The following is a 19,826-nucleotide window of genomic DNA, read 5'->3' on the forward strand; positions in this document are numbered from 1 at the left end:
CCGCCGGTGGCGCCGTCAGTTCATCGTCGGGATGACGAAGCTGGCGCCGTCCTTGATACCGCTCGGCCAGCGCGCGGTCACCGTCTTCGTCTTGGTATAGAAGCGGATCGAGTCCGGGCCGTGCTGGTTGAGATCGCCGAAGGAGGAGCGCTTCCAGCCGCCGAAGGTGTAGTAGGCGAGCGGAACCGGGATCGGCACGTTGATGCCGACCATGCCGACCTGCACCTTCGAGGCGAAATCGCGCGCGGCATCGCCGTCGCGGGTGTAGATCGCGGTGCCGTTGCCGTATTCGTGGTCGTTGGTGAGCTTCAGCGCCTCGTCATAGCTGTCGGCGCGCACGACCGACAGCACCGGCCCGAAGATCTCTTCCTTGTAGATGCGCATGTCCTTGGTGACGTTGTCGAACAGGCAGCCGCCGACATAGAAGCCGTTCTCGTAGCCCTGCATCCTGAAGCCGCGTCCGTCGACGGCGAGCGTCGCGCCTTCCTGCAAGCCGATGTCGACATAGGACTTGATCTTCTCCATCGCCGCCTTGGTGACGACGGGGCCGTAATCGGCCGTCAGATCGGTCGAAGGGCCGACCTTGAGGCTCTCGACGCGCGGGATCAGGCGCTTCACCAGCTCGTCGGCCGTGGCCTTGCCCACGGGAACCGCGACTGAGATCGCCATGCAGCGCTCGCCGGCGGAGCCGTAGCCGGCGCCGATCAGCGCGTCGACCGCCTGGTCCATGTCGGCGTCGGGCATGATGACCATGTGGTTCTTGGCGCCGCCGAAGCACTGCACGCGCTTACCATTGGCGCAGCCGCGGGCGTAGATGTACTCGGCGATCGGCGTCGAGCCGACGAAGCCGATGGCCTTGATCTCGGGATGGTCGAGGATGGCGTCGACCGCTTCCTTGTCGCCGTTGACGACGTTGAGGATGCCGGGAGGGCCGCCCGCCTCGATGAACAGTTCCGCCAGGCGCATCGGCACGCCCGGATCGCGCTCGGAGGGCTTCAGGATGAAGGCGTTGCCGCAGGCGATCGCGGGGCCGAGCTTCCAGAGCGGGATCATCGCCGGGAAGTTGAACGGCGTGATGCCGGCGACGACGCCGAGCGGCTGGCGCAGCGAATAGATGTCGATGCCGGGGCCTGCGCCGTCGGTGAACTCGCCCTTCATCAGGTTGGGGACGCCGAGCGAGAATTCGACGACCTCGACGCCGCGCTGGATGTCGCCCTTGGCGTCGGGAATGGTCTTGCCATGCTCGCGGGCGAGCAGCTCGGCCAGCTCGTCGTTGTTCTGGGCGATGAGGTCGAGGAACTTCATCAGCACGCGGGCGCGGCGCTGCGGGTTGACGGCTGCCCATTTCGGCTGCGCTTCCGCCGCGTTCTGCACGGCGGCGTCGAGTTCGGCGGTGGAGGCGAGGGCGACCTTGCCGATCACGCTGCCGTCCATCGGCTGGAAGATGTCGGAGCTGCGCCCCGAGGTGCCGGCGACCTGCTTGCCGCCGATGAAATGTCCGACCTGACGCATCGCGCCCTCCCTACGAATTGGTGGTGCTGTGATCTTGCCGACTCCCTACCATTCTCGTTTGTGCACGGCTATAGCGAGTGTTAAACGTCGGTCGTGCAAAAAAACAAATATGGGGAGGAGGCCTTGGAGCGCTTCGACTGGGACGATCTCCGTTTCTTTCTGGCTGTGGCGCGATCCGGGCGCCTGACGGCTGCGGCCCGCCGGCTTGGCGCCGATCATGCCACCGTTTCGCGCCGGATCACCTCGCTTGAGGAGGCACTGAAGGCCAAGCTCTTCGAGCGGCGCCCGCAGGGTTATACGCTGACCGCGCATGGCGAGCGCCTGCTCGCCAAGGCCGAGAGCATGGAGACCGAGGCGCTGGCGATCCAGAGCGATATCGGCGGGGCCGACATGGCTTTGTCAGGCACGGTCAGGATCGGGGCGCCCGATGGTTTCGGCACCGCCTTCCTGGCGCCGCGGCTGGCTGCCTTCGCAAGGTCCTATCCCGGGCTCGAAATCCAGCTCATCGCGATGCCCCGGCTGCTCTCGCTGTCGAAACGCGAGGCCGATGTCGCGATCACGCTGGCGCCCCCCAAGGAGGGCAAGGTCGTCGCCCGCAAGCTCTCGGACTATCGCCTCGGCCTCTACGGCTCGCCGGACTATCTCGCGTCGATGCCGCCGGTGACCAAGCCCGACGATCTCTTCGAGCATCGCATCGTCGGTTATATCGACGACCTGATCTTCACGCCCGAACTCGACTATCTCGACGAGGTCGCCAAGGGCTTGCGCGCCCATGTCCAGAGCTCGAGCGTCATCGCGCAGATGAATGCGGTGGTGGCCGGCGCCGGCATCGGCGTGATCCACCACTTCATGGCGGAGGGTGAGCCGCGCCTCGTGCCCGTGCTGCCCGAGACGGTGCAGATCACGCGCTCCTTCTGGCTGCTGGTGCATGCCGATCTGAAGGATGTGGCGCGGGTGCGCGCGATCGTCGACTTCGTCGTGCGCGAGGCGAAGGCGTCGCGTGCCTTGATGCTGGGCGAGCCGAGACAGGAGCAGCGCACTGCGGCCGAATAGCCCGCGGCGCAGCTTTTCCTCAGCCGCGGCGTGGCGGGTCGAGCGGCCGGCCGCTGCGATAGGCATCGAGGAAGCTCTCGGACGAGATCAGATCGGCAAGCGCCCGCAGCCCTTCCGCAACGCCGGGGCCGAGCGTCGCCTCGACCCGGCCATTGGCCTGAGCCCAATGCGAGACGGCCTGCTGCAGGCGCCCCTCGCCAGCCGGCGTCAAGACCGCCCGCTTGCTGCGGCGGTCCTCCAGATCGGCGTGCAGTGCGACCAGCCCGTCCCGCACCAATGGCCGCAATGCGTGGGTGAGGGCCGAGATCTGGATGAGCTGGCGGGCAGCGATCTCGTTGAGCGTCGGCCCCTTTCCGTCTTCCGTCAGGCCGTCGATGGCGACGAGCAGGCCGAACTGCGTCGCCTTCAGGCCGAGCGGCGCGATGGCATCGTCATAAATCTGGCCGAGCCGCCGGGTGGCGCGGCGCATGGCCGTGTTCGTGCAGACGAGCTGGAAGAACGTCTCCGGTATGTCCACGCAGCCGAACGGCGCCCCAGAATCTGGCTTCTTGTTCATGCCCCTAAAATGGTTGAGCACAACACTATTGAAAAGGGTCCGGGCCTCACCATTTCATTGAGCGCTCAACAAATAAGTTGAGTACTCAATGAAATGGAATTCCCTCATGAGCACGCCTTCCCATCGCAAGCTCGCCGTCGTCACCGGCGCATCCTCCGGTATCGGCGCCGTCTATGCCGACAGGCTGGCGGCGCGCGGCTATGATCTGCTGCTGATCGCCCGCCGGCGCGACCGGCTGGAGGAGGTGGCGGGGCGGATCGCCTCCGCCCATGGCCGCAACGCCGAAATCCTGGTCGCCGATCTCGGTGACGAGGCCGATCTCGCGCGCGTCGAGAAGGATCTGGCCGCCCGCGACGATATCGAGCTGCTGGTCAACAATGCCGGTATCGCCCGTTTCGCGCCGATCGCACAGGCGCCCGCCTCGGATTCGGCCGCGCAGATCGCCTTGAACATCGGCGCGCTGACGCGCCTGACCCATGCCGTGCTGCCGGGCTTCGTCGCGCGCAACCGCGGCACGCTCGTCAATATCGCCTCGATCCTGAGCCTTCATTCGCTGCCGCACAGCGCGGTCTATAGCGGCACGAAGGCCTATGTCCTCGCTTTCACCCGCGGCCTGCAGTCCGAGCTGGAAGGAACCGCCGTGAAGGTCCAGAGCGTCCATCCGCCGGCGACGGCGACCGAGATCTGGGAGCTGGCCGGCGTGCCCCTGGCGAGTTTCGACCCCGAGAAGATCATGACGACCGAAGGCATGGTGGACGCTGCGCTCGCCGGGCTTGCCGCCGGCGAGACGATCACCTGGCCGTCCGTTGGGGATGAAGCGCTCTGGGCCACGTTCGACGAGGCGCGCGCGACGCTGGTCGCCGCGTCGCAGACGAAGAATGCGGCGCCGCGCTACGCAGCCGCCTGACGCGATCGCGCTTTCGGCAGGTCGCCTCGCGGAGAGGCGGCTTGCCGGAGGCTCAGGCCGCGTCGGCGCAGACCCGGTTCCGGCCGCTCTGCTTGGCGGCGTAGAGCGCGCGATCCGCCCGGCCGAGACAGATATCGAGCTCGTCCTCCGGGCCGATCGTGGCGACGCCGAGCGAAACCGTGAGCGCCAGCGTGTCCTCGCCCAGCTTCACCGTTTCGCGGGCGATGGCTTCCCGGATGTCGTCGCAGAGCCGCGTCGCTTCAGCGAGATCTGCGCCGGGGAACAGGATGGCGAACTCCTCGCCGCCGACCCGGGCGAGAAGGTTGAAGCCGCGCTCGGCCGAGACGCTCAGGCTGCGCGCGACCGCCGTCAGCGCCCTGTCGCCGCCATCATGGCCGTAGCGGTCATTCAGGCGCTTGAAATGGTCGATGTCGAGGATGGCGATCGAGACCGGCACCCCCATCTCGCGCGCTTCTTCGACGAGCTTGCGGCCGCGCTCGAAGAAGTGTCGGCGATTGAACAGCCCGGTCAGGAAGTCGCGCGCCGCAAGGTCCTGCAGCTGCTTGAGCTGCGTCAGCGTCTCGACATTCGAGGCGATGCGGCATTGCAGCTCCTCGAGCACGAAGGGGCGTGAGACGAAGTCGTGCGCGCCCGCTTTCAGGAAGCCGGCCGAGGTCGTCCGATCCGTCGAGGACGAGATGCCGAGCAGCCGGACCTGCGGATGGCGGCGACGGATGCGGTGCGCCAGTTCGAAGCCGTCCATGTCGGGCATGTAGTAGTCGCTGACCACGAGCTGGATGTCCGGGTTCGCGTCCAGGATCGTCAGCGCCTCCTGCCCGGAGCCGGCCTCGACCACCGCATATTGCTGGATCGACAGCATGCGGGCGAGCACCTTGCGGGTCGTGCGTGTGTCGTCGACGACGAGGATGCGGGTGTTGCGGTTGTTCAGCGCGCGCTTGACCGTGTTGACGAGATTGCTGAGCGCGAATTCATTGTCCTTCAGGACGTAGTCGATGACCTCCCGCTCCATGATCCGCCCGCGCGTGGCGAGATCGAAGGTAGCGGTGAACACGACGGACGGGATGCCGTGGGTGACGGTCCAGTCCAGCGCCTCGCCGCGCGGCGCATCGGGCAGGTTGAGGTCGACGACGGCGATCGCATAGGCGCCGGGCGCCGCGACGATGATCTCGCTCAGATCCTTGAGGGAGCCGCAGGTCGTGACGGGCAGCCCGGTCTCCGCTTGGAGGAACTGCCGCAGCGCCAGCGAGAAGGTTCGGGAGTCCTCGATGACGAGAATCCTGCGGTCGTCGGCTGTCGGTTCTTGTCTGGTCTGAAGCATCGTAAGGGCACCCATGCTGCATCTAGGGCGTCCCCGAGCTTAATTTTTCGTCACGGCCAAACCGCCGCGATCTGCCTCCCGGTGGCGCGGTCTAGAGCCGCCAGGGCAGGATGTTCTGCGGCAGATGGCGTCCGAGCAGATCGAGGATCAGCATCGCGACCAGGATGATGGTGGATGCGCTGATGGCGACGGCGGCGGCCTCGCCGGCAAGACCCGCTTCCTTCAGGCTGAAGAGCACGACACCGAGCGTCTCCGTACCGGAGGACCAGAGCAGGGCCGAGACGGTGAGCTCGTTGAAAGCGACGAGGAAGACCATCAGCGCCGACACCGCTGCCGCAGGCGCCAGGATCGGCGCGACGATGAAGCGCAGCATCTGCCAGAGATTGGCGCCGTCGAGCTTGGCCGCCTCCTCGTGATGCGCCTCGATCTGGGCCATGGCCGCGACGGGCGCCTTCAGTGCCAGCGGCAGGAAGCGCGCGAGATAGGCGAAGAGGATGATGAAGGGCGTGCCGTAGATGCTGACGCCGATCAGCGGCAGCGGCTTCAGGAAGATCAGGATGCAGGCGATGGCCAGCACCACGCCCGGCAAGGCATAGGGCAATTCGATCATCAGCTCGACCGGGCGCCTCAGCTTGCCGAGCCGCCTTTCGAGGGCATAAGCGAAGGCGATCGCAAGGAAGGCCAGGATCAGTGCTGCGGCGCAGGCGAAGAGCAGCGAGTTGCGGAAGGCGCGCATCGTCACGGCCTGCCGCAGCAGCACCTCGGTGAATTTGTCGAAGGTCAGTGTCTGCCAGGACAGCGCGACGCCGAGCGCTGGCGTCAGCGCCTCGCTGAGAAGGGCGATGAGCGGCAGGCCGAGCTTCAGCGCCAGCAGCAGCCAGAGCCCGCCCGCGACGAATGGGCGCGCGGAGCCGAGCACCCAGTACGGTTCGAGCGGCCGTTCGATCTCGACCTTGCCGCGCTGGCGGCTGGCGACGAGCGTTCCCGCAATGATGCCGAGCGCCGCCACGACACCGACCAGCACCGCAAGCGCCGCCGTTTCTCCGAGGCTCGACGGGCCGAAGCTCGACAGCCGGCGGTAGATCAGCGTCGGCAGCGTCAGATAGTTCACAGGCAGGCCGAGCAAGGCGGGGATGCCGAAATTGCCGACACCGGCGACGAAGGCGATGAGCCCGGCGGCGACGATCTGCGGCCGCAGCACGGGAATGACGATGCGGGCGGTGATGGTGGCGTTCGAGGCGCCTTCCATCTGCGCCGCCTCGATCAGCGATTGCGGGATGCTGCGCAGGCCGGTCCAGAGCGTGATCGCGACGAGCGGCGCATGGTGCAGGGCCATCACCAGGATGATGCCGCCGCGGCCCAGCAGCGGGTTCGGCGTGCCCGGCGCGGGCGCGAGTCCGATGAGCGACAGGATCGGCGAGTTCGGTGCGAGTAGGCTGAGGAAGGCGAGCGCCGCCACCTGCGGCGCGATCATCATCGAGAACACGAAGGCGAAGGCGAGCGGGCGCTTGCCCCGGACATCGGTGACGCCGAGCGTCAGCGCGACGATGCCGCCGACGACGAGCGCGCCGAGCGCGGAGAGGCAGGCCGTCTCGAGCGTATGCCAGGTGGCGTTGACGGCGGAGCGGCTTGCCATCTCGACGAAGGCAGCTTCCGGCGCGAACTGCCAGCCGGGCGCGAAGGCCGCGACGATCAAGCGGAAGAACGGCAGGCCGCCGAGCAGCAGCGCGACGGCGATGACGAGCGCCGGCAGGCCGAGGCCTTCCGGCAGCCGCAGGCGCGGAAGAAACGGGGCCGCGATGGCGGGCTCCCCCTTCCCGCTTCGGTCGATGGCCAGCGTCATTTCGCCGCCGGCCCCAGCATGGAATCGGGCATCACTCGAAGATCGAACTGAAGCGCTTGCGCGCCGCGGCCTCGTCGGCCAGCGCCTTGGCCGCGTCGAAGGACATCAGCTTGATCGCGCTGCGCGCCGGGTAGCCGGCCGGGAGCGCGACATCGGGATGAGCCGCGACATAGCCCTGCTTCAGGGCGAGTTCCTGCCCGTCCTTCGACAGCAGGAAGTCGATGAAGGCCTTGGCGGCTTCTGGGTTCTTGGTGCTCTTCAGGATCGCGACCGGCTCGCTGACGGCGGACACGCCCTCGCTCGGGAAGACGAACTCGACCGGCGCGCCCTTGGCCTTCTCGCGGATCGGCATGAAGTCGACGATCATGCCGTAGAGCTTCTCGCCGGTCGCGACCTGCCGCAGGATGTCGCCATTGGCGCCGGCAGCCAGCGTCCCGTTCTCCTTCAGCTTCTCGTAGAAGCTCCAGCCCTCCTTGAGGTTGCCCGTCAGCGTGATCGTGTGGATCAGCGCGGCGCCGGAGTTCAGCGGGCTCGGCATGGCGAGCTGGTTCTTCGCCTCAGCCTCGGTCAGGTCGGTCCAGCTCGTCGGCTTCATCCCGGCCTTGGTGTTGTAGACTATGCCGGTGGTGATCAGCTTGGTCGCGAACCACATCTTCTTGGGGTCGTGCACGCCGGCCGGATAGGCGGCGACGTCCGCCTTGTCATGGGCGAGCAGCCGGTCGTCCTTCTTGAGGCCTTCCATCGTCACTGAATCGGCGATGAGGAGGACGTCGGCCTGGGGGGCGCCGGCCTCGAACTCGGCCTTGAGCTTCGCCATGATGCGCGGCGTGCCGTCGCGGACGAAGGAGACATCGACTTTCGGATATTTCGCCTTGAAGGCGTCGATCGTCTGCTGCGCGTCGGTGTTCGGCTGGCTGGTGTAGAGGACCAGCTTGCCTTCGGCAGCCGAGGCCGCGGAGGGGGCGAGCGCGGTCGCCGCCAGGCCGGCTGCGAAGGTGAAGGCGCTCAAGGATTTGCGCTGCATGTGTGTCTCCGTCCGTCTTGGATCGCCTGTGCGAGATGGCGCAGCCGGTAGACCCCGTGCATGACAGTTCCATGAAGGCGGAGCTCCCAAACACCGGCTGCTGGCGCGTTCTCCGGGAGCTTCAAAAAATAGTATTTATAAGCGGGCCCCCGCTTGTTTCACGCGGGGCTTTTCGATTAGGCTCCCGGCAAGACGGTCAAAAACGTCGGATTAAAACGGTTTAAACGGGGAGGGTATGACATGAAACTGGTTCGGCATTTCGCCATGGGCACGGCGGTCGCGGCGGTGGTCGCCGGCTGGTCGGGTGCTGCCGCGGCGCAGGAAACGCTGACCGCCTGGTTCACCAAGGGCTTCTACAAGGGCGAGGACGACGCGCTGCTCGCAGTCGTCGACAAGTTCCAGAAGGCGACGGGCGTCAAGGTCGAGCTCTCGCTCTACGCGACCGAGGATTGCGTGACGAAATCGGTCGGCGCGGTCGATGCCGGCACGCCGCCCGACGTCGGTTTCTGCACCACCTATGATTTCCGCACGACCGGCAAATGGGCCTATGACGGCAAGCTCGAGGACGTCTCCGACGTGATCGAGCCGATGAAGTCGGAGTTCCAGCCGATGGCGCTCTCGACCACCTTCCTGATGAACGGCAAGGCCGGCAAGAAGTCGTATTACGCCTTCCCGGTCGAGCAGCAGATGATGCACATCACCTACTGGAAGGACATGCTGGAGGAGGCTGGCTTCAAGGAGGCCGATATCCCGAAGACCTGGGATGGCTACTGGGATTTCTGGTGCGACAAGGTGCAGGGCTCCATGCGCGCCAAGGGCAAGCGCATCTATGGCATCGGCCATCCGATGGGCATCGCCGCCTCCGACACCTTCTATTCCTTCCTGACCTTCGCAAACGCCTATAACGCCAAGGTCGTCGACGAGAACGGCAAGATCGTGCTCGACCAGCCCGAGAACAAGAAGGCGATGGTCGAGGCGGTTAAGTCCTACGCCAACATCTTCCAGCGCGGCTGCACGCCGCCGTCCTCGGTCAACTGGCTCGACCCGGACAACAACGTCGCCTTCCACAACCGCACCACCGTCGCCACGCACAACGCCACGATCTCGATCGCCGGCAAGCACATGGACGACATGAACAATCCCTCGCTCACGGCCGAGCAGCGGGCACAGGCCAAGAAGAACTACGAGGACAACATCCGCACGGCCGAGTTCCCGCTCAAGGCCGACGGCAGCAAGATGACCAACCTCGCCGCGGTCAAGACGGCGGTGATCTTCGCCGACGCCAAGAACAAGAAGCGCGCCAAGGAGTTCATGGCCTTCTTCATGAAGGACGAGAACCTGCGGCCCTTCGTCGAGGGTTCGGCCGGCCGCTGGGTGCCGACGACGCTTAAGGGCATCGAGGCGCCGTTCTGGTCCGACGGCAAGGACCCGCATCGCGCGGTCGTCTACAAGCAGTACAAGGACGGCACCGTGCCGTTCCAGTTCGTCTACAACTACAACTTCACGACCGTGAACGCCGAGAACGTCTGGGCCAAGGCCGTGAACCGCGTGGTTCAGGACAAGGTCCCGGCCGAGCAGGCCGTGGACGAGATGATCGCTCGTATCAAGCAGATCGCGGGCTAGGCATCGGCCCGAAAAGTGGAGCCCACTTTTCGGGGAAATCCGACGCCGGAACAAAGAGATGGATCGTCGGGGCGGATACGCCTGTCCGGCCCGACGATCTGAATCCCGCGCTCGTTTCGCTTGCTTCCTTTGTCCGCCGCGGCAATGCTTGCCGCGGCGGATCTTTCACCGGGTGACAATTCCAGGGAGAGTCCATGAGCACTGCCGCCATGACAGCGCCGCTTTCGGCACCGCGCGAGGATAAATCCGGCTTCACGCGTGACCGCGCGATGTGGGGCGCGATCATGCTGGCGCCCTATGTGCTCGTCTTTGCTGTGATGGTGGTCTATCCGGTGGCCTACGGCCTCTGGCTCGGCCTCAACTGGAATTCCTACAAGGCCCTCTTCGCCGATCCGATCTTCCTGCGCACCGTCGTCAACACGATCGTGTTCCTGTTCGTGGCGGTGAACCTGAAATTCCTCATCGCGCTGTTGCTGTCCGGCTTCTTCGTGCAGCAGCGCGCCTGGATCCGCATCGTGCTGGTGCTGTTCATCCTGCCCTGGGCGGTGCCGTCGATTCCGACGATCCTGTCCTTCCGGGTGATGCTGAACCCCGAGAACGGCATGGTGAACCAGCAGCTCTTCCAGTGGTTCGGCATCATGGAAGGGCCGGGCTGGCTGACCGATCCGACGCTCGCCTTCATGTGCTCGATCTTCGTCCACATCTGGAAGTCGCTGCCGTTCTGGACGCTGATCCTGATCACCGGTCGGCTCGCCATCGCGCAGGATCTCTACGAGGCCGCGAGCGTCGACGGCGCCAATCGCTGGCAGCAGTTCCGCTTTATCACCTGGCCGTCGCTGGCGACGCTCTACGTCACCTCGACCATGCTCTCGATGATCTGGACGCTGGGCGATTTCAACAGCGTCTACCTGCTCACCGGCGGCGGGCCCGGCGACCTAAACCATGTGCTGGCCACGCTCGGCATCCGCTACATGCGCAACAACAACCTCGATCTCGGCATCGCCTCGATCATCGTCGCCATGCCTCTGATCCTGCCCATGGTCTTCGTCATGGTGAAGCGCCTGTCGAAGGGAGCCGACGCATGAAAAAGGTTCTCGACGAAGGCAAGCTGCTGCTGATCGCGATTCCCGTCCTGGTCTGGACGCTGCTGCCGATCTACCACCTGTTCGTGCTGTCGATCTCGAACCAGGAATCGATGCTGGCCGGCAAGCTCTGGCCCGACCAGCCGACGCTGCAGAACTTCCAGATCGTCTTCAAGCAGCAGCACTACTACCTGCACAATTTCTGGCTGCAGATGTTCAACAGCTTCTTCATCGCGACCGCGACGGGGCTGATCACGCTGTTCGTCGCCACCTTCGCCGCCTTCGCCATCGCCCGGCTCAAGGTGAAGGGCGGGCGCACGATCATGAACCTGGCGCTCGCGACCTATCTCATCCCGGCAGCTTTCCTCGCCATCCCCATGTACAAGGCGATGGGCTCCTACGGGCTGCTCAACACGCAGGCCTCGCTGATCCTGGCAATGGTCGCGCTGGCCTCGCCCTATGCGATCTGGGTGCTGAAGCAGGCTTCCGACAAGCTGCCCAAGGAACTCGACGAGGCGGCGGTGATGGATGGCGCCACCTCGATCCAGCTCTTCCGGTTGGTCTACCTGCCGCTGATGAAGCCTTCCATGGTGGTGATCGGCATCTATGCGCTGCTGCTCGCCTGGAACGAGTATCTCTACGCCTTCCTGCTGCTGTCTTCGGAGAGGGCGGTGCCGCTCGCGGTCGGTCTCGGCCTCTTCCTCTCGGCTGACGATGCGCCCTGGAACCTGCTGATGGCGGCGGGCCTGCTCTACGCCATCCCGCCGGCGGTGATCTACTACATGTTCCGCAAGAACATGGTCGGTGGGCTCACCTCGGGAGCGGTGAAGAGCTGAGGGCCGTTCCCACTCGTCATTCTCGGGCGAAGCGAAGCGCAGACCCGAGAATCTCGCAGGAAGAGACGACCCCTCCTTCCAGGAATGCCCGGGTCAGGCCCGGGCATGACGTGCGCGCAAGCCCGCTGCATGGCCGGATTGCTTCACCGCTCTCGCCATCGCGATGAACAGGCGCCACAGTGGATGCGTTACGACAAGAAGAATTGCCGAGGATAGATCGATGACCGCCTCCAAGCTCGACCAGCTCCGCGAGATGACCACCGTCGTCGCCGACACCGGCGACATCGAGGCCGTGCGCCGGTTGAAGCCCGTCGACTGCACGACCAACCCGACCCTGATCCTGAAGGCCGTCGAGACGCCGGCCCATGCCCATCTCGTCGACGAGGCGATAGGCTGGGGCAGGAAGCAGGGCGGCGAGAAGGCGGTCCATGCCGTCTGCGACCGGCTTGCGGTGAGCTTCGGCACGGAGCTGACCAAGATCGTGCCCGGCCGCGTCTCCACCGAGGTCGATGCCGATCTCTCCTTCGACACGCAGGCGAGCATTGAGAAGGCTCGCGCCATTATCGCGGCCTACAAGGAGCGCGGCGTCGGCAAGGATCGCATCCTGATCAAGATCGCCTCGACCTGGGAAGGGCTGCAGGCGGCCAAGGTGCTGCAGGCGGAAGGCATCGACTGCAACCTGACCCTGTTGTTCGCCTTGCCGCAGGCGGTTGCGGCCGCCGATGCCAAGGCCTTCCTGATCTCGCCCTTCGTCGGGCGCATCCTCGACTGGCACGTCAAGGCGGGCGGCGGCCCCTACACGGCCGAGACCGATCCCGGCGTCGTCTCGGTGAAGAGCATCTACGCCTACTACAAGACGTTCGGCATCAAGACCGTGGTCATGGGGGCGTCCTTCCGCAATATCGGGGAGATCGAGGCGCTGGCTGGCTGCGACCGGCTGACCATCGGCCCCAGCCTGCTGGACGAACTCGCCGCTGCGACCGGAGATCTCCCGCGCAAGCTGTCGCCGGCGGCGTCCCCGCAGTCGGTATCGAGCTACACCAAGCCGATCGTGCTCGACGAGAAGGCCTTCCGCTTCGCGATGAACGAGGATGCGATGGGCACCGAGAAGCTGGCGGAAGGCATCCGCGGCTTCGTCAAGGACCTGCGCGGCCTGCGCAGGCTCGTCGCCGAAAAGCTCGGCTGAAGCCGACGGAGCGGAAGCGCGATTTCCGAGGGGAGCGACGTCTCGCGCGCCAGGCTTGCGGCAAATCATTGACGCAACCGCCGCGCGGGGTTCTCATGCGCAGCAGTCCAACGAAGCGGTTCCCGCTATCGCGGCCCGCCCGGAACGGAGTCGGCCGACATGAGCACACCGTCGCAGGTTTCCAGCCCGCCCTCCCTGGGCACGCATCTCATTCCGCTCCGGCGGAACTGGGGCTGGCTGATGGCCGCGGGCATCGCGCTCGTCATTCTCGGCGTGCTCGGGCTCGGCGCGGTGGCGCTGCTCAGCGTCGCCAGCGCGATCTGGTTCGGCGCGATGATCTTCGTCGGCGGCATCGTCGTGCTGATCGACGCCTTCCGCCATCAGGCCTGGAAAAGCCGCCTGCTGCATATCCTGATCGGCGTGCTCTATGTCGCGGTCGGCGTAGTCACCTTCGTCAACCCGCTGGTCGCCACCGCCTCGCTGACGCTGCTGGCTGGCGCCGCGCTGGTCGCGACCGGCGTGCTGCGCCTCGTCGTCGCCTTCCAGAATCGGCAACTGCCCTATTGGGGCTGGATCGCCTTTTCGGGAGCCTTGTCCCTGCTGCTCGGCGGGATGATCCTGGCGCAATGGCCCGGCTCGAGCCTGTGGGTGCTCGGCACCTTCTTCGCGATCGAGCTCATCTTCCAGGGCTGGGCGGCGATCGCGCTGGCCCGCGCCATACGCTCGACCTTCGACGGTGTCAGTCCGCGGAAGCCGTAGCGCTGGCGGTCGCCTCGGTGCGCTTCCCTGTCGATGGGACGACAGCCTGCCCATTGTCGAACATGTTGCGTCCGCCGGCCGCGGCAGCCTGCAACTGCTGCTTCCAGCCCTTCGAATCGCCGCCGCCCAGCGCCACGAAATCGGCGGCGTGCAGCGCGTCGGCATCACGCCCCTGATAGACCAGCACGCCGCCCGCGGTGACGACGATATCGCCACGCCGCAGCGTCGGGTCCTTGAGATACCATTGGCGGTCGGTCTGGGGATCGAGCTGGACGACCGGCGGCTTCGGCTTGGAGGCGGCTTCCGGGGCGCGCGGCCGCGGCGCACGCATCCGCGGCGCCTCGTCCATTTCATAGATCGGTGAAGCCCGCAGGCGCGGCCCGCCACCGAAGATCGCACGCGCCAGTTCGTCGAACAGGCCGGCCGCTTGCGCGCCGGGAGCAGCCGAGACGACGAGCGCCGCGGCCATTGCCCATCGCATCATCCTTGCCCGTGCCATCGCCTTGTCCTCCGCATCGTCGCCGTATCAACGACGAGTGGTCGCAAAAGGTTCGGTTCGGGTTCACCGATGCGGCTAAGAATCTTTGCCGCCGATCACGCGCCTTACTCACAACCGCGTGTTCGCCACTGCTCCGCCGCGAAGTCGCGCCTAAGATGCCGGCGCATCGGCAGCGAAGGATCTCATGCCATGACGAAGCGTGCGCTCCTTTCATTGGCCTTCCTCGGACCGCTCTCCGCCATGGCCACCGCGCAGGAAAGCTGGTCATTGTCGAAAGGGGCTGGCGAGGTCGCCTTTGTGGCGCGGCGCTTCGGCGTGCAGACCGCGACCGGCCTCTTCGACCGTGTCGACGGCGCTATCGCGCTCGACTTCGACCGGCCCGAACGCAGCCGCATCCGGATGACGATCCAGACGGCGTCGCTGCATACGGGTACCGATCTCGTCGACGGCTTCATCAAGGGGCAAAGCATGCTCGATGTCGCCCGCTATCCGGTGGCGAGCTTCGTCTCGCAGGAGGTCGTGCGGACCGGTGAGCGCGGCCTCTCCATCCGGGGACAACTGACGATCCGGGGGACATCGCAGCCGGTCACGGTGAACGCCATTGCCGACCGCGATCCGGCTGCGGCACGTGGCAGCGGTAATCTTCCCTTCCGCGCCACCGCAACCTTTTCGCGCGCTGCTTTCGAGATCGGCCGCGACGTGAACATCATCGACGATCAGGTCGAGATCGACATCAAGGGCGTGATCTCGCGCTAGGATACGCAGCGATGCGGCCTCGCAACTGGCATCCGCTCCTCATCCTGCTGCATTGGGCCACCGTGGGGCTCATCGGGGTGCAGTACGGGCTTTCCCGCCTGATGGGCGACGAGACGCGCGACCTGCTCAGTCGTTTCGCCCTCTATCAGTGGCACAAGTCGTTCGGGCTGACCCTCGGCGGGCTCGTTCTGCTGCGGCTTGCCGCTCGGTTCGTGCTGCCGACGCCGGAACCCGTCCCGATGCCGCGCTGGCAGCGCGCCACGGCCGCCGCAGTGCAGGCCGCGCTCTATCTCTGCCTGCTGGCGCTGCCGGTCACCGGCTTCCTGATGACGGCGGCGGCGCCGATCCAGATTCCAACGCTGTTCTTCGGGGCCTTCTCAGTGCCCCATCCGATCGGCCCGGACCCGAAGATCTACCAGGCGATGCTGCAGGCGCATGCGACGCTTTTCGACGTCATGGCCGCGCTCGCCTTCATCCATGCGGGCGCGGCTTTGCTGCACCAGTTCGTCCTGAAGGACGGACTGCTGCGGCGGATCTGGTTTGGCCGCCCTCAGTCCTTGCGTTGAGCAGCGAAAGCCTCGGCTCGGATCGTCGAAAGCGACTTGGCGGGAGTGATCGCCTCGGGATCGAGCAGGCAGTGGATGATCGCGGGCTTGCCGCTCTTCACCGCGCGCTCGAAGGCCGGCGCGAACTCGGCCGTTGTCTCGACGCGCTCGCCATGGCCGCCGAAGGCCTTGGCGTAAGCAGCGAAATCCGGGTTCTTCAGCGTCGTCGCCGAGACACGGCCGGGATATTCGCGCTCCTGGTGCATGCGGATCGTGCCGTACATGCCGTTATCGACCACGACGACGATGACGGGCAGGTCGTATTGCACGGCCGTCGCGAAATCCTGGCCGTTCATCAGGAAGCAGCCGTCGCCGGCGAAGGCGATGACCGTGCGCTCGGGAAAGATCCGCTTGGCGCCGATCGCCGCGGGCACACCATAGCCCATCGAGCCGCAGGTCGGCGCGAGCTGCGTCGCAAACTTGTTGAAGCGGTGGAAGCGGTGCACCCAGGTGGCGTAGTTGCCGGCGCCGTTGCACAGGATGGCATCATCAGGCAGCTGGCTGCGCAGCCAGCGCACCATCTCGCCGGGATGGAATTCGCCCGGCACCGGCGCCGGCTGCTCGCTCCAGGCGATATAATTCTCATGCGCAGCCGCAGCCGCAGCCGCTCCAGCCCAGGCCGGCGCCTGCGGCGGCTCGATCGCTTTCAGCGCGGCACAGAAGCCGGCCGGCGAAGCGTTGATCGAAAGCGCCGGGCGATAGACCCGGCCGAGCTCTTCCGGATCGGCATGGACATGCACCAGCGGCCGGCCCGGATTGGGAATGCCGAACAGGGTGTAGGACTGGCTCGGCATCTCCGAGAGGCGCCCGCCAACCAACAGGACGAGATCGCTCTCCTTGATGCGGGCGAGCAGCTTCGGGTTCGGGCCGATGCCGAGATCGCCGGCGAAATTCGGGTGGTCGGCCGGGAACAGCATCTGCCGGCGGAACGAGACCGCCACCGGCAGGTCGAAACGCTCGGCGAAAGCCTGGAACTGCGCGATCGTCTCCGGGCTCCAGCGCGAACCGCCGAGGATGGCGATCGGCGCCTTGGCCGCGGCGAAGCGCTTGGCGAGCTCGTCGATCTGGACCGCCGAGGGGTGTTGCTCGGTGACCTGATAGGGCTCGGCGTCGGCGACATCCGCGAGATCGGTCAGCACGTCCTCGGGCAGCGCGATCACCACCGGGCCGGGGCGGCCCGAGGTCGCGACATGAAAGGCGCGGCTGATGATTTCGGGGATGCGCGCGGCATCATCGATCTCGGTCGCCCATTTCGTCATGGTGCCGAAGACGGCGCGGTAGTCGAGCTCCTGAAAGGCCTCGCGCTCGCGCATGCTGCCGTCGATCTGGCCGACGAAGAGGATCAGCGGCGTCGAATCCTGGTCCGCGATATGGACGCCGGGCGAGGCATTGGTGGCGCCGGGGCCGCGCGTGACGAAGCAGATGCCGGGCTTGCCGGTGAGCTTGCCGGCAGCTTCCGCCATCATGCAGGCGCCGCCTTCGGCCCGGCAGATGGTGACCTTCATCGAGGCGTCGTGCAGCGCGTCGAGCACGGCGAGATAGCTCTCGCCCGGCACGCAGAAGGCGTCTGTGGCGCCATGGAGGATAAGCTGGTCGACGAGGATCTGCCCGCCAGTGCGATTAGCCATGCTGCGGCCCTCCCCAGGCCGGATCGTTCAAAACTTCGTCTGCGTGCTCGCCTAGCCCGGGACTCGGCCGCCCGGCCACCTGCCGCACGCCGTTCATGACGATCGGCGAGGCGACGGTCGGGATCGCGCCCGCCTTCGCCGCCGCGCTCGGCAGGTCGACCTTGACGCCGCGCGCGATGACCTGCGGGTCGTCGAAGACCTCGCCGATGTCGTTGATCGGCCCGGCGGGAACGCCGACCTTTTCCAAAGCCGCCAACAGATCGAGCTTGGCGTAGCGCTGGCAGAGCAGGTGCAGCCTGGCCGTCAGGGCGACGCGGTTCTTCACGCGCGACTTGTTGTCGAAATAGTCCGGCTGCTCGGCCAGCCCCGGCTCACCGAGCACCTCGCAGAGCTTGCGCCACTGCCCGTCATTGCCGGTGGCGATGATGATATGGCCGTCCGCGACCGGGAAGACGTCATAGGGCACGATGTTGGGGTGCGCGTTGCCGAGCCTCGGCGGCGGATTGCCCGAGACGAGGTAGTTCATCGCCTGGTTGCCGAGAACCGCGACCTGCGAATCGAGCAAGGCAAGATCGAGCGTCGCGCCTTCGCCGGTCGTGTCGCGCTGGCGCAGCGCAGAGAGGATGCCGACCGACGCATAGAGCCCGGTGTAGATGTCGGCGACCGCATAGCCAGCCTTCATCGGTGCGCCCGCAGGCTCGCCGGTGATCGACATCGCCCCGCCCATGCCCTGGACCAGGAAGTCGTAGCCGGCGCGCGGCGCATAGGGTCCGTCCTGCCCGAAGCCGGTGACGGAGCAGTAGACGAGGCGCGGGAATTCCCGGCGCAGCGAGGCGGAGTCGAGCCCGTATTTGCTGAGGCCGCCGACCTTGAAGTTCTCGATGACGACATCGGCATGGGCTGCGAGCCGCTTCACCAGCGCCTGCCCCTCCGCGGTGCGGAAATCGGCCGTGATCGAGCGCTTGCCGCGATTGGCGGCGTGGAAATAGGCGGCGGAGAGATGCTCGTCGCCAATACCCTCGACGAAGGGCGGGCCCCATTTGCGGGTGTCGTCGCCCTCGGGCGCCTCGACCTTGACGACATCGGCGCCGAGATCGGCCAGGAGCTGGCCGATCCAGGGACCTGCGAGGATGCGCGCCAGTTCGAGGACGCGCAGGCCGGCGAGGGGAGGGGTGGGGGGCGTGGGAAGGGACATGGACACAGCCTGAGCGCCGTCATTCCGGGCTTGTTCCGGGATCCATCGTAAGGCGACGAGCTCTACGATGGATCCCGGCGCTTCGCTTCGCTGCGGCCGGGATGACGGGCGGGTTTCAGAAGAACGCCTGCAGGCCGGTGATCGCCCGGCCGAGGATCAGCGCATGAACGTCATGCGTGCCCTCATAGGTGTTCACCGTCTCGAGGTTCGCCGCATGGCGCATCACATGGTACTCGATCTGGATGCCGTTGCCGCCGTGCATGTCGCGGGCCTGGCGAGCGATGTCGAGCGCCTTGCCGCAATTGTTGCGCTTGACGAGGCTGATCATCTCCGGGGCCATCTTGCCGTCGTCGAGCAGGCGCCCGACGCGCAAGCTGCCCTGCAGGCCGAGCGTGATCTCGGTCAGCATGTCCGCCAGCTTCTTCTGGTAGAGCTGTGTCTGGGCGAGCGGCTTGTTGAACTGCTTGCGGTCGAGCCCGTACTGGCGGGCACGGTGGAAGCAGTCCTCGGCGGCGCCCATCACGCCCCAGGAGATGCCGTAGCGGGCGCGGTTGAGGCAGCCGAAAGGACCCGACAGGCCCGAGACGTTCGGCAGCAGATTCTCTTCCGGAACGATGACGCCGTCCATCACGACCTCGCCGGTGATCGAGGCGCGCAGCGAAAGCTTGCCGCCGATCTTCGGCGCGGAGAGGCCCTTCATGCCCTTTTCGAGGATGAAGCCGCGAATCTGGTTGTCATGCGCGGCCGATTTCGCCCAGACGACGAAGACGTCGGCGATCGGCGAGTTCGAGATCCACATCTTCGAACCGGTCAGCCTGTAGCCATCGGCGACCTTCTCGGCGCGGGTCTTCATGCCGCCGGGGTCGGAGCCGGCATCCGGCTCGGTCAGGCCGAAGCAGCCGACCCATTCGCCGGAGCCCAGTTTCGGCAGGTACTTCTTGCGCTGCTCCTCGCTGCCATAGGCGAAGATCGGATACATCACGAGCGAGGACTGCACCGACATCATCGAGCGGTAGCCGGAGTCGATGCGCTCGACCTCACGCGCGACGAGGCCGTAGGAGACGTAGTTGGCGCCAGCGCAGCCATATTCCTCCGGCACGGTGACGCCGAGCAGGCCGAGCTCGCCCATCTCGTTGAAGATCGAGCGGTCGGTCTTCTCGTCGAGATAGGCGTCGTGGATGCGGGGAGCGAGCTTCTCCTGCGCATAGGCGCGGGCCGTGTCGCGGATCAGCCGCTCGTCCTCGTTCAGCTGCTCGTCGAGCAGATAGGCATCGTCCCAGGTGAACTGCGCGAGCTTGTGGCTGCCGGCCATGGTTTTCGTCTCCCTCAGATTCCAGAGCCGTCATTCCGGGGCTTCGCGGAGCGAAGAGCCCGGAATCCAGAGCCGCGGAACAGAATCCAGATCAGTGGAACGGTTCGACCC

Annotated in this window: 18 protein-coding genes; 9 read left to right on the forward strand and 9 right to left on the reverse strand. The window is 66.1% G+C overall.

Annotation, left to right across the window (positions count from 1 at the left end; translation table 11 throughout):
* Positions 1–15: 15 nt before the first annotated feature.
* Entirely contained in the window at positions 16–1,512 is a 1,497-nt protein-coding gene (locus AC2FAN_RS11350) for a CoA-acylating methylmalonate-semialdehyde dehydrogenase (protein ID WP_476804629.1), read from the reverse strand.
* A gap of 123 nt (positions 1,513–1,635) precedes the next feature.
* On the opposite strand from AC2FAN_RS11350, the gene AC2FAN_RS11355 reads away from it, so the two are divergent.
* Positions 1,636–2,565 carry a LysR family transcriptional regulator gene (locus tag AC2FAN_RS11355; RefSeq protein ID WP_476804630.1) on the forward strand — a complete coding sequence of 310 codons (930 nt, stop codon included), beginning with the start codon at positions 1,636–1,638 and terminating at the stop codon, positions 2,563–2,565.
* A 19-nt stretch (positions 2,566–2,584) separates the two neighbouring features.
* Here the strand turns inward: AC2FAN_RS11355 and AC2FAN_RS11360 are convergent, their stop codons facing one another.
* Positions 2,585–3,034: a MarR family winged helix-turn-helix transcriptional regulator gene (locus AC2FAN_RS11360; protein WP_265052022.1), complete on the reverse strand. Its 450-nt coding sequence runs from the start codon at positions 3,032–3,034 to the stop codon at positions 2,585–2,587.
* A gap of 193 nt (positions 3,035–3,227) precedes the next feature.
* On the opposite strand from AC2FAN_RS11360, the gene AC2FAN_RS11365 reads away from it, so the two are divergent.
* Entirely contained in the window at positions 3,228–4,028 is an 801-nt protein-coding gene (locus AC2FAN_RS11365) for an SDR family NAD(P)-dependent oxidoreductase (RefSeq protein WP_265052023.1), read from the forward strand.
* A 52-nt stretch (positions 4,029–4,080) separates the two neighbouring features.
* On the opposite strand, the gene AC2FAN_RS11370 is transcribed toward AC2FAN_RS11365, so the two are convergent.
* From AC2FAN_RS11370 to AC2FAN_RS11380, 3 genes are all read right to left on the reverse strand, one after another.
* Positions 4,081–5,367: a GGDEF domain-containing response regulator gene (locus tag AC2FAN_RS11370; RefSeq protein WP_476804631.1), complete on the reverse strand. Its 1,287-nt coding sequence runs from the start codon at positions 5,365–5,367 to the stop codon at positions 4,081–4,083.
* 91 nt (positions 5,368–5,458) lie between these two features.
* Positions 5,459–7,210 carry an ABC transporter permease gene (locus AC2FAN_RS11375; protein WP_485174082.1) on the reverse strand — a complete coding sequence of 584 codons (1,752 nt, stop codon included), beginning with the start codon at positions 7,208–7,210 and terminating at the stop codon, positions 5,459–5,461.
* A gap of 31 nt (positions 7,211–7,241) precedes the next feature.
* Positions 7,242–8,234, reverse strand: coding sequence for an ABC transporter substrate-binding protein (locus tag AC2FAN_RS11380; RefSeq protein WP_485174084.1), 993 nt, complete (start codon positions 8,232–8,234; stop codon positions 7,242–7,244).
* Positions 8,235–8,474: 240 nt separating this feature from the next.
* On the opposite strand from AC2FAN_RS11380, the gene AC2FAN_RS11385 reads away from it, so the two are divergent.
* The 5 genes from AC2FAN_RS11385 to AC2FAN_RS11405 all read left to right on the forward strand — a co-directional run bounded on the left by AC2FAN_RS11385 (position 8,475) and on the right by AC2FAN_RS11405 (position 13,720).
* Positions 8,475–9,857, forward strand: coding sequence for an ABC transporter substrate-binding protein (locus AC2FAN_RS11385; RefSeq protein WP_485174086.1), 1,383 nt, complete (start codon positions 8,475–8,477; stop codon positions 9,855–9,857).
* 209 nt (positions 9,858–10,066) lie between these two features.
* Positions 10,067–10,942 carry a carbohydrate ABC transporter permease gene (locus tag AC2FAN_RS11390; protein WP_442865061.1) on the forward strand — a complete coding sequence of 292 codons (876 nt, stop codon included), beginning with the start codon at positions 10,067–10,069 and terminating at the stop codon, positions 10,940–10,942.
* Positions 10,939–11,775: a carbohydrate ABC transporter permease gene (locus AC2FAN_RS11395; protein ID WP_485174088.1), complete on the forward strand. Its 837-nt coding sequence runs from the start codon at positions 10,939–10,941 to the stop codon at positions 11,773–11,775. The genes AC2FAN_RS11390 and AC2FAN_RS11395 overlap by 4 nt, the downstream gene beginning before the upstream one ends.
* 220 nt (positions 11,776–11,995) lie before the next feature.
* Positions 11,996–12,961 carry a transaldolase gene (tal, locus tag AC2FAN_RS11400; RefSeq protein ID WP_485174090.1) on the forward strand — a complete coding sequence of 322 codons (966 nt, stop codon included), beginning with the start codon at positions 11,996–11,998 and terminating at the stop codon, positions 12,959–12,961.
* Positions 12,962–13,120: 159 nt separating this feature from the next.
* On the forward strand, positions 13,121–13,720 hold the full coding sequence (locus tag AC2FAN_RS11405) for an HdeD family acid-resistance protein (RefSeq protein ID WP_485174092.1): 600 nt from the start codon (positions 13,121–13,123) through the stop codon (positions 13,718–13,720).
* On the opposite strand, the gene AC2FAN_RS11410 is transcribed toward AC2FAN_RS11405, so the two are convergent.
* Positions 13,701–14,189, reverse strand: a complete 489-nt coding sequence (locus tag AC2FAN_RS11410; RefSeq protein ID WP_485174094.1) for a hypothetical protein — start codon at positions 14,187–14,189, stop codon at positions 13,701–13,703. The genes AC2FAN_RS11405 and AC2FAN_RS11410 overlap by 20 nt on opposite strands.
* Before the next feature lie 219 nt (positions 14,190–14,408).
* On the opposite strand from AC2FAN_RS11410, the gene AC2FAN_RS11415 reads away from it, so the two are divergent.
* Both AC2FAN_RS11415 and AC2FAN_RS11420 read left to right on the forward strand, forming a co-directional pair.
* Positions 14,409–14,975, forward strand: a complete 567-nt coding sequence (locus tag AC2FAN_RS11415; RefSeq protein ID WP_485174096.1) for a YceI family protein — start codon at positions 14,409–14,411, stop codon at positions 14,973–14,975.
* Between the two features lie 11 nt (positions 14,976–14,986).
* Positions 14,987–15,541 carry a cytochrome b gene (locus AC2FAN_RS11420; protein WP_485174098.1) on the forward strand — a complete coding sequence of 185 codons (555 nt, stop codon included), beginning with the start codon at positions 14,987–14,989 and terminating at the stop codon, positions 15,539–15,541.
* Here the strand turns inward: AC2FAN_RS11420 and AC2FAN_RS11425 are convergent.
* The 3 genes from AC2FAN_RS11425 to AC2FAN_RS11435 all read right to left on the reverse strand — a co-directional run bounded on the left by AC2FAN_RS11425 (position 15,526) and on the right by AC2FAN_RS11435 (position 19,715).
* The gene (locus AC2FAN_RS11425) at positions 15,526–17,208 is read right to left on the reverse strand and encodes a thiamine pyrophosphate-binding protein (RefSeq protein WP_485174100.1); all 1,683 of its coding nucleotides are present in this window, start codon (positions 17,206–17,208) and stop codon (positions 15,526–15,528) included. The two genes, AC2FAN_RS11420 and AC2FAN_RS11425, sit on opposite strands and share 16 nt — an antisense overlap.
* Positions 17,201–18,403: a CaiB/BaiF CoA transferase family protein gene (locus AC2FAN_RS11430; RefSeq protein WP_485174102.1), complete on the reverse strand. Its 1,203-nt coding sequence runs from the start codon at positions 18,401–18,403 to the stop codon at positions 17,201–17,203. Before AC2FAN_RS11430 ends, AC2FAN_RS11425 begins: the two co-directional genes overlap by 8 nt.
* A gap of 115 nt (positions 18,404–18,518) precedes the next feature.
* Positions 18,519–19,715 (reverse strand): acyl-CoA dehydrogenase, encoded by a 1,197-nt coding sequence (locus AC2FAN_RS11435; RefSeq protein ID WP_265052037.1) that lies wholly within the window; start codon positions 19,713–19,715, stop codon positions 18,519–18,521.
* Positions 19,716–19,826: the final 111 nt, after the last annotated feature.

It is taken from the genome of Allobosea sp. RIT-PG3_2, assembly GCF_057321085.1.

Coding starts and splice junctions, on each gene's coding strand:
- AC2FAN_RS11350 (WP_476804629.1), bottom strand. CDS start 1,512: ATGCGTCAGGTCGGACATTTCATCGGCGGCAAGCAGGTCGCCGGCACC.
- AC2FAN_RS11360 (WP_265052022.1), bottom strand. CDS start 3,034: ATGCGCCGCGCCACCCGGCGGCTCGGCCAGATTTATGACGATGCCATC.
- AC2FAN_RS11365 (WP_265052023.1), top strand. CDS start 3,228: ATGAGCACGCCTTCCCATCGCAAGCTCGCCGTCGTCACCGGCGCATCC.
- AC2FAN_RS11370 (WP_476804631.1), bottom strand. CDS start 5,367: ATGCTTCAGACCAGACAAGAACCGACAGCCGACGACCGCAGGATTCTC.
- AC2FAN_RS11375 (WP_485174082.1), bottom strand. CDS start 7,210: ATGACGCTGGCCATCGACCGAAGCGGGAAGGGGGAGCCCGCCATCGCG.
- AC2FAN_RS11380 (WP_485174084.1), bottom strand. CDS start 8,234: ATGCAGCGCAAATCCTTGAGCGCCTTCACCTTCGCAGCCGGCCTGGCG.
- AC2FAN_RS11385 (WP_485174086.1), top strand. CDS start 8,475: ATGAAACTGGTTCGGCATTTCGCCATGGGCACGGCGGTCGCGGCGGTG.
- AC2FAN_RS11390 (WP_442865061.1), top strand. CDS start 10,067: ATGACAGCGCCGCTTTCGGCACCGCGCGAGGATAAATCCGGCTTCACG.
- AC2FAN_RS11395 (WP_485174088.1), top strand. CDS start 10,939: ATGAAAAAGGTTCTCGACGAAGGCAAGCTGCTGCTGATCGCGATTCCC.
- tal (WP_485174090.1), top strand. CDS start 11,996: ATGACCGCCTCCAAGCTCGACCAGCTCCGCGAGATGACCACCGTCGTC.
- AC2FAN_RS11405 (WP_485174092.1), top strand. CDS start 13,121: ATGAGCACACCGTCGCAGGTTTCCAGCCCGCCCTCCCTGGGCACGCAT.
- AC2FAN_RS11410 (WP_485174094.1), bottom strand. CDS start 14,189: ATGGCCGCGGCGCTCGTCGTCTCGGCTGCTCCCGGCGCGCAAGCGGCC.
- AC2FAN_RS11415 (WP_485174096.1), top strand. CDS start 14,409: ATGACGAAGCGTGCGCTCCTTTCATTGGCCTTCCTCGGACCGCTCTCC.
- AC2FAN_RS11420 (WP_485174098.1), top strand. CDS start 14,987: ATGCGGCCTCGCAACTGGCATCCGCTCCTCATCCTGCTGCATTGGGCC.
- AC2FAN_RS11425 (WP_485174100.1), bottom strand. CDS start 17,208: ATGGCTAATCGCACTGGCGGGCAGATCCTCGTCGACCAGCTTATCCTC.
- AC2FAN_RS11430 (WP_485174102.1), bottom strand. CDS start 18,403: ATGTCCCTTCCCACGCCCCCCACCCCTCCCCTCGCCGGCCTGCGCGTC.
- AC2FAN_RS11435 (WP_265052037.1), bottom strand. CDS start 19,715: ATGGCCGGCAGCCACAAGCTCGCGCAGTTCACCTGGGACGATGCCTAT.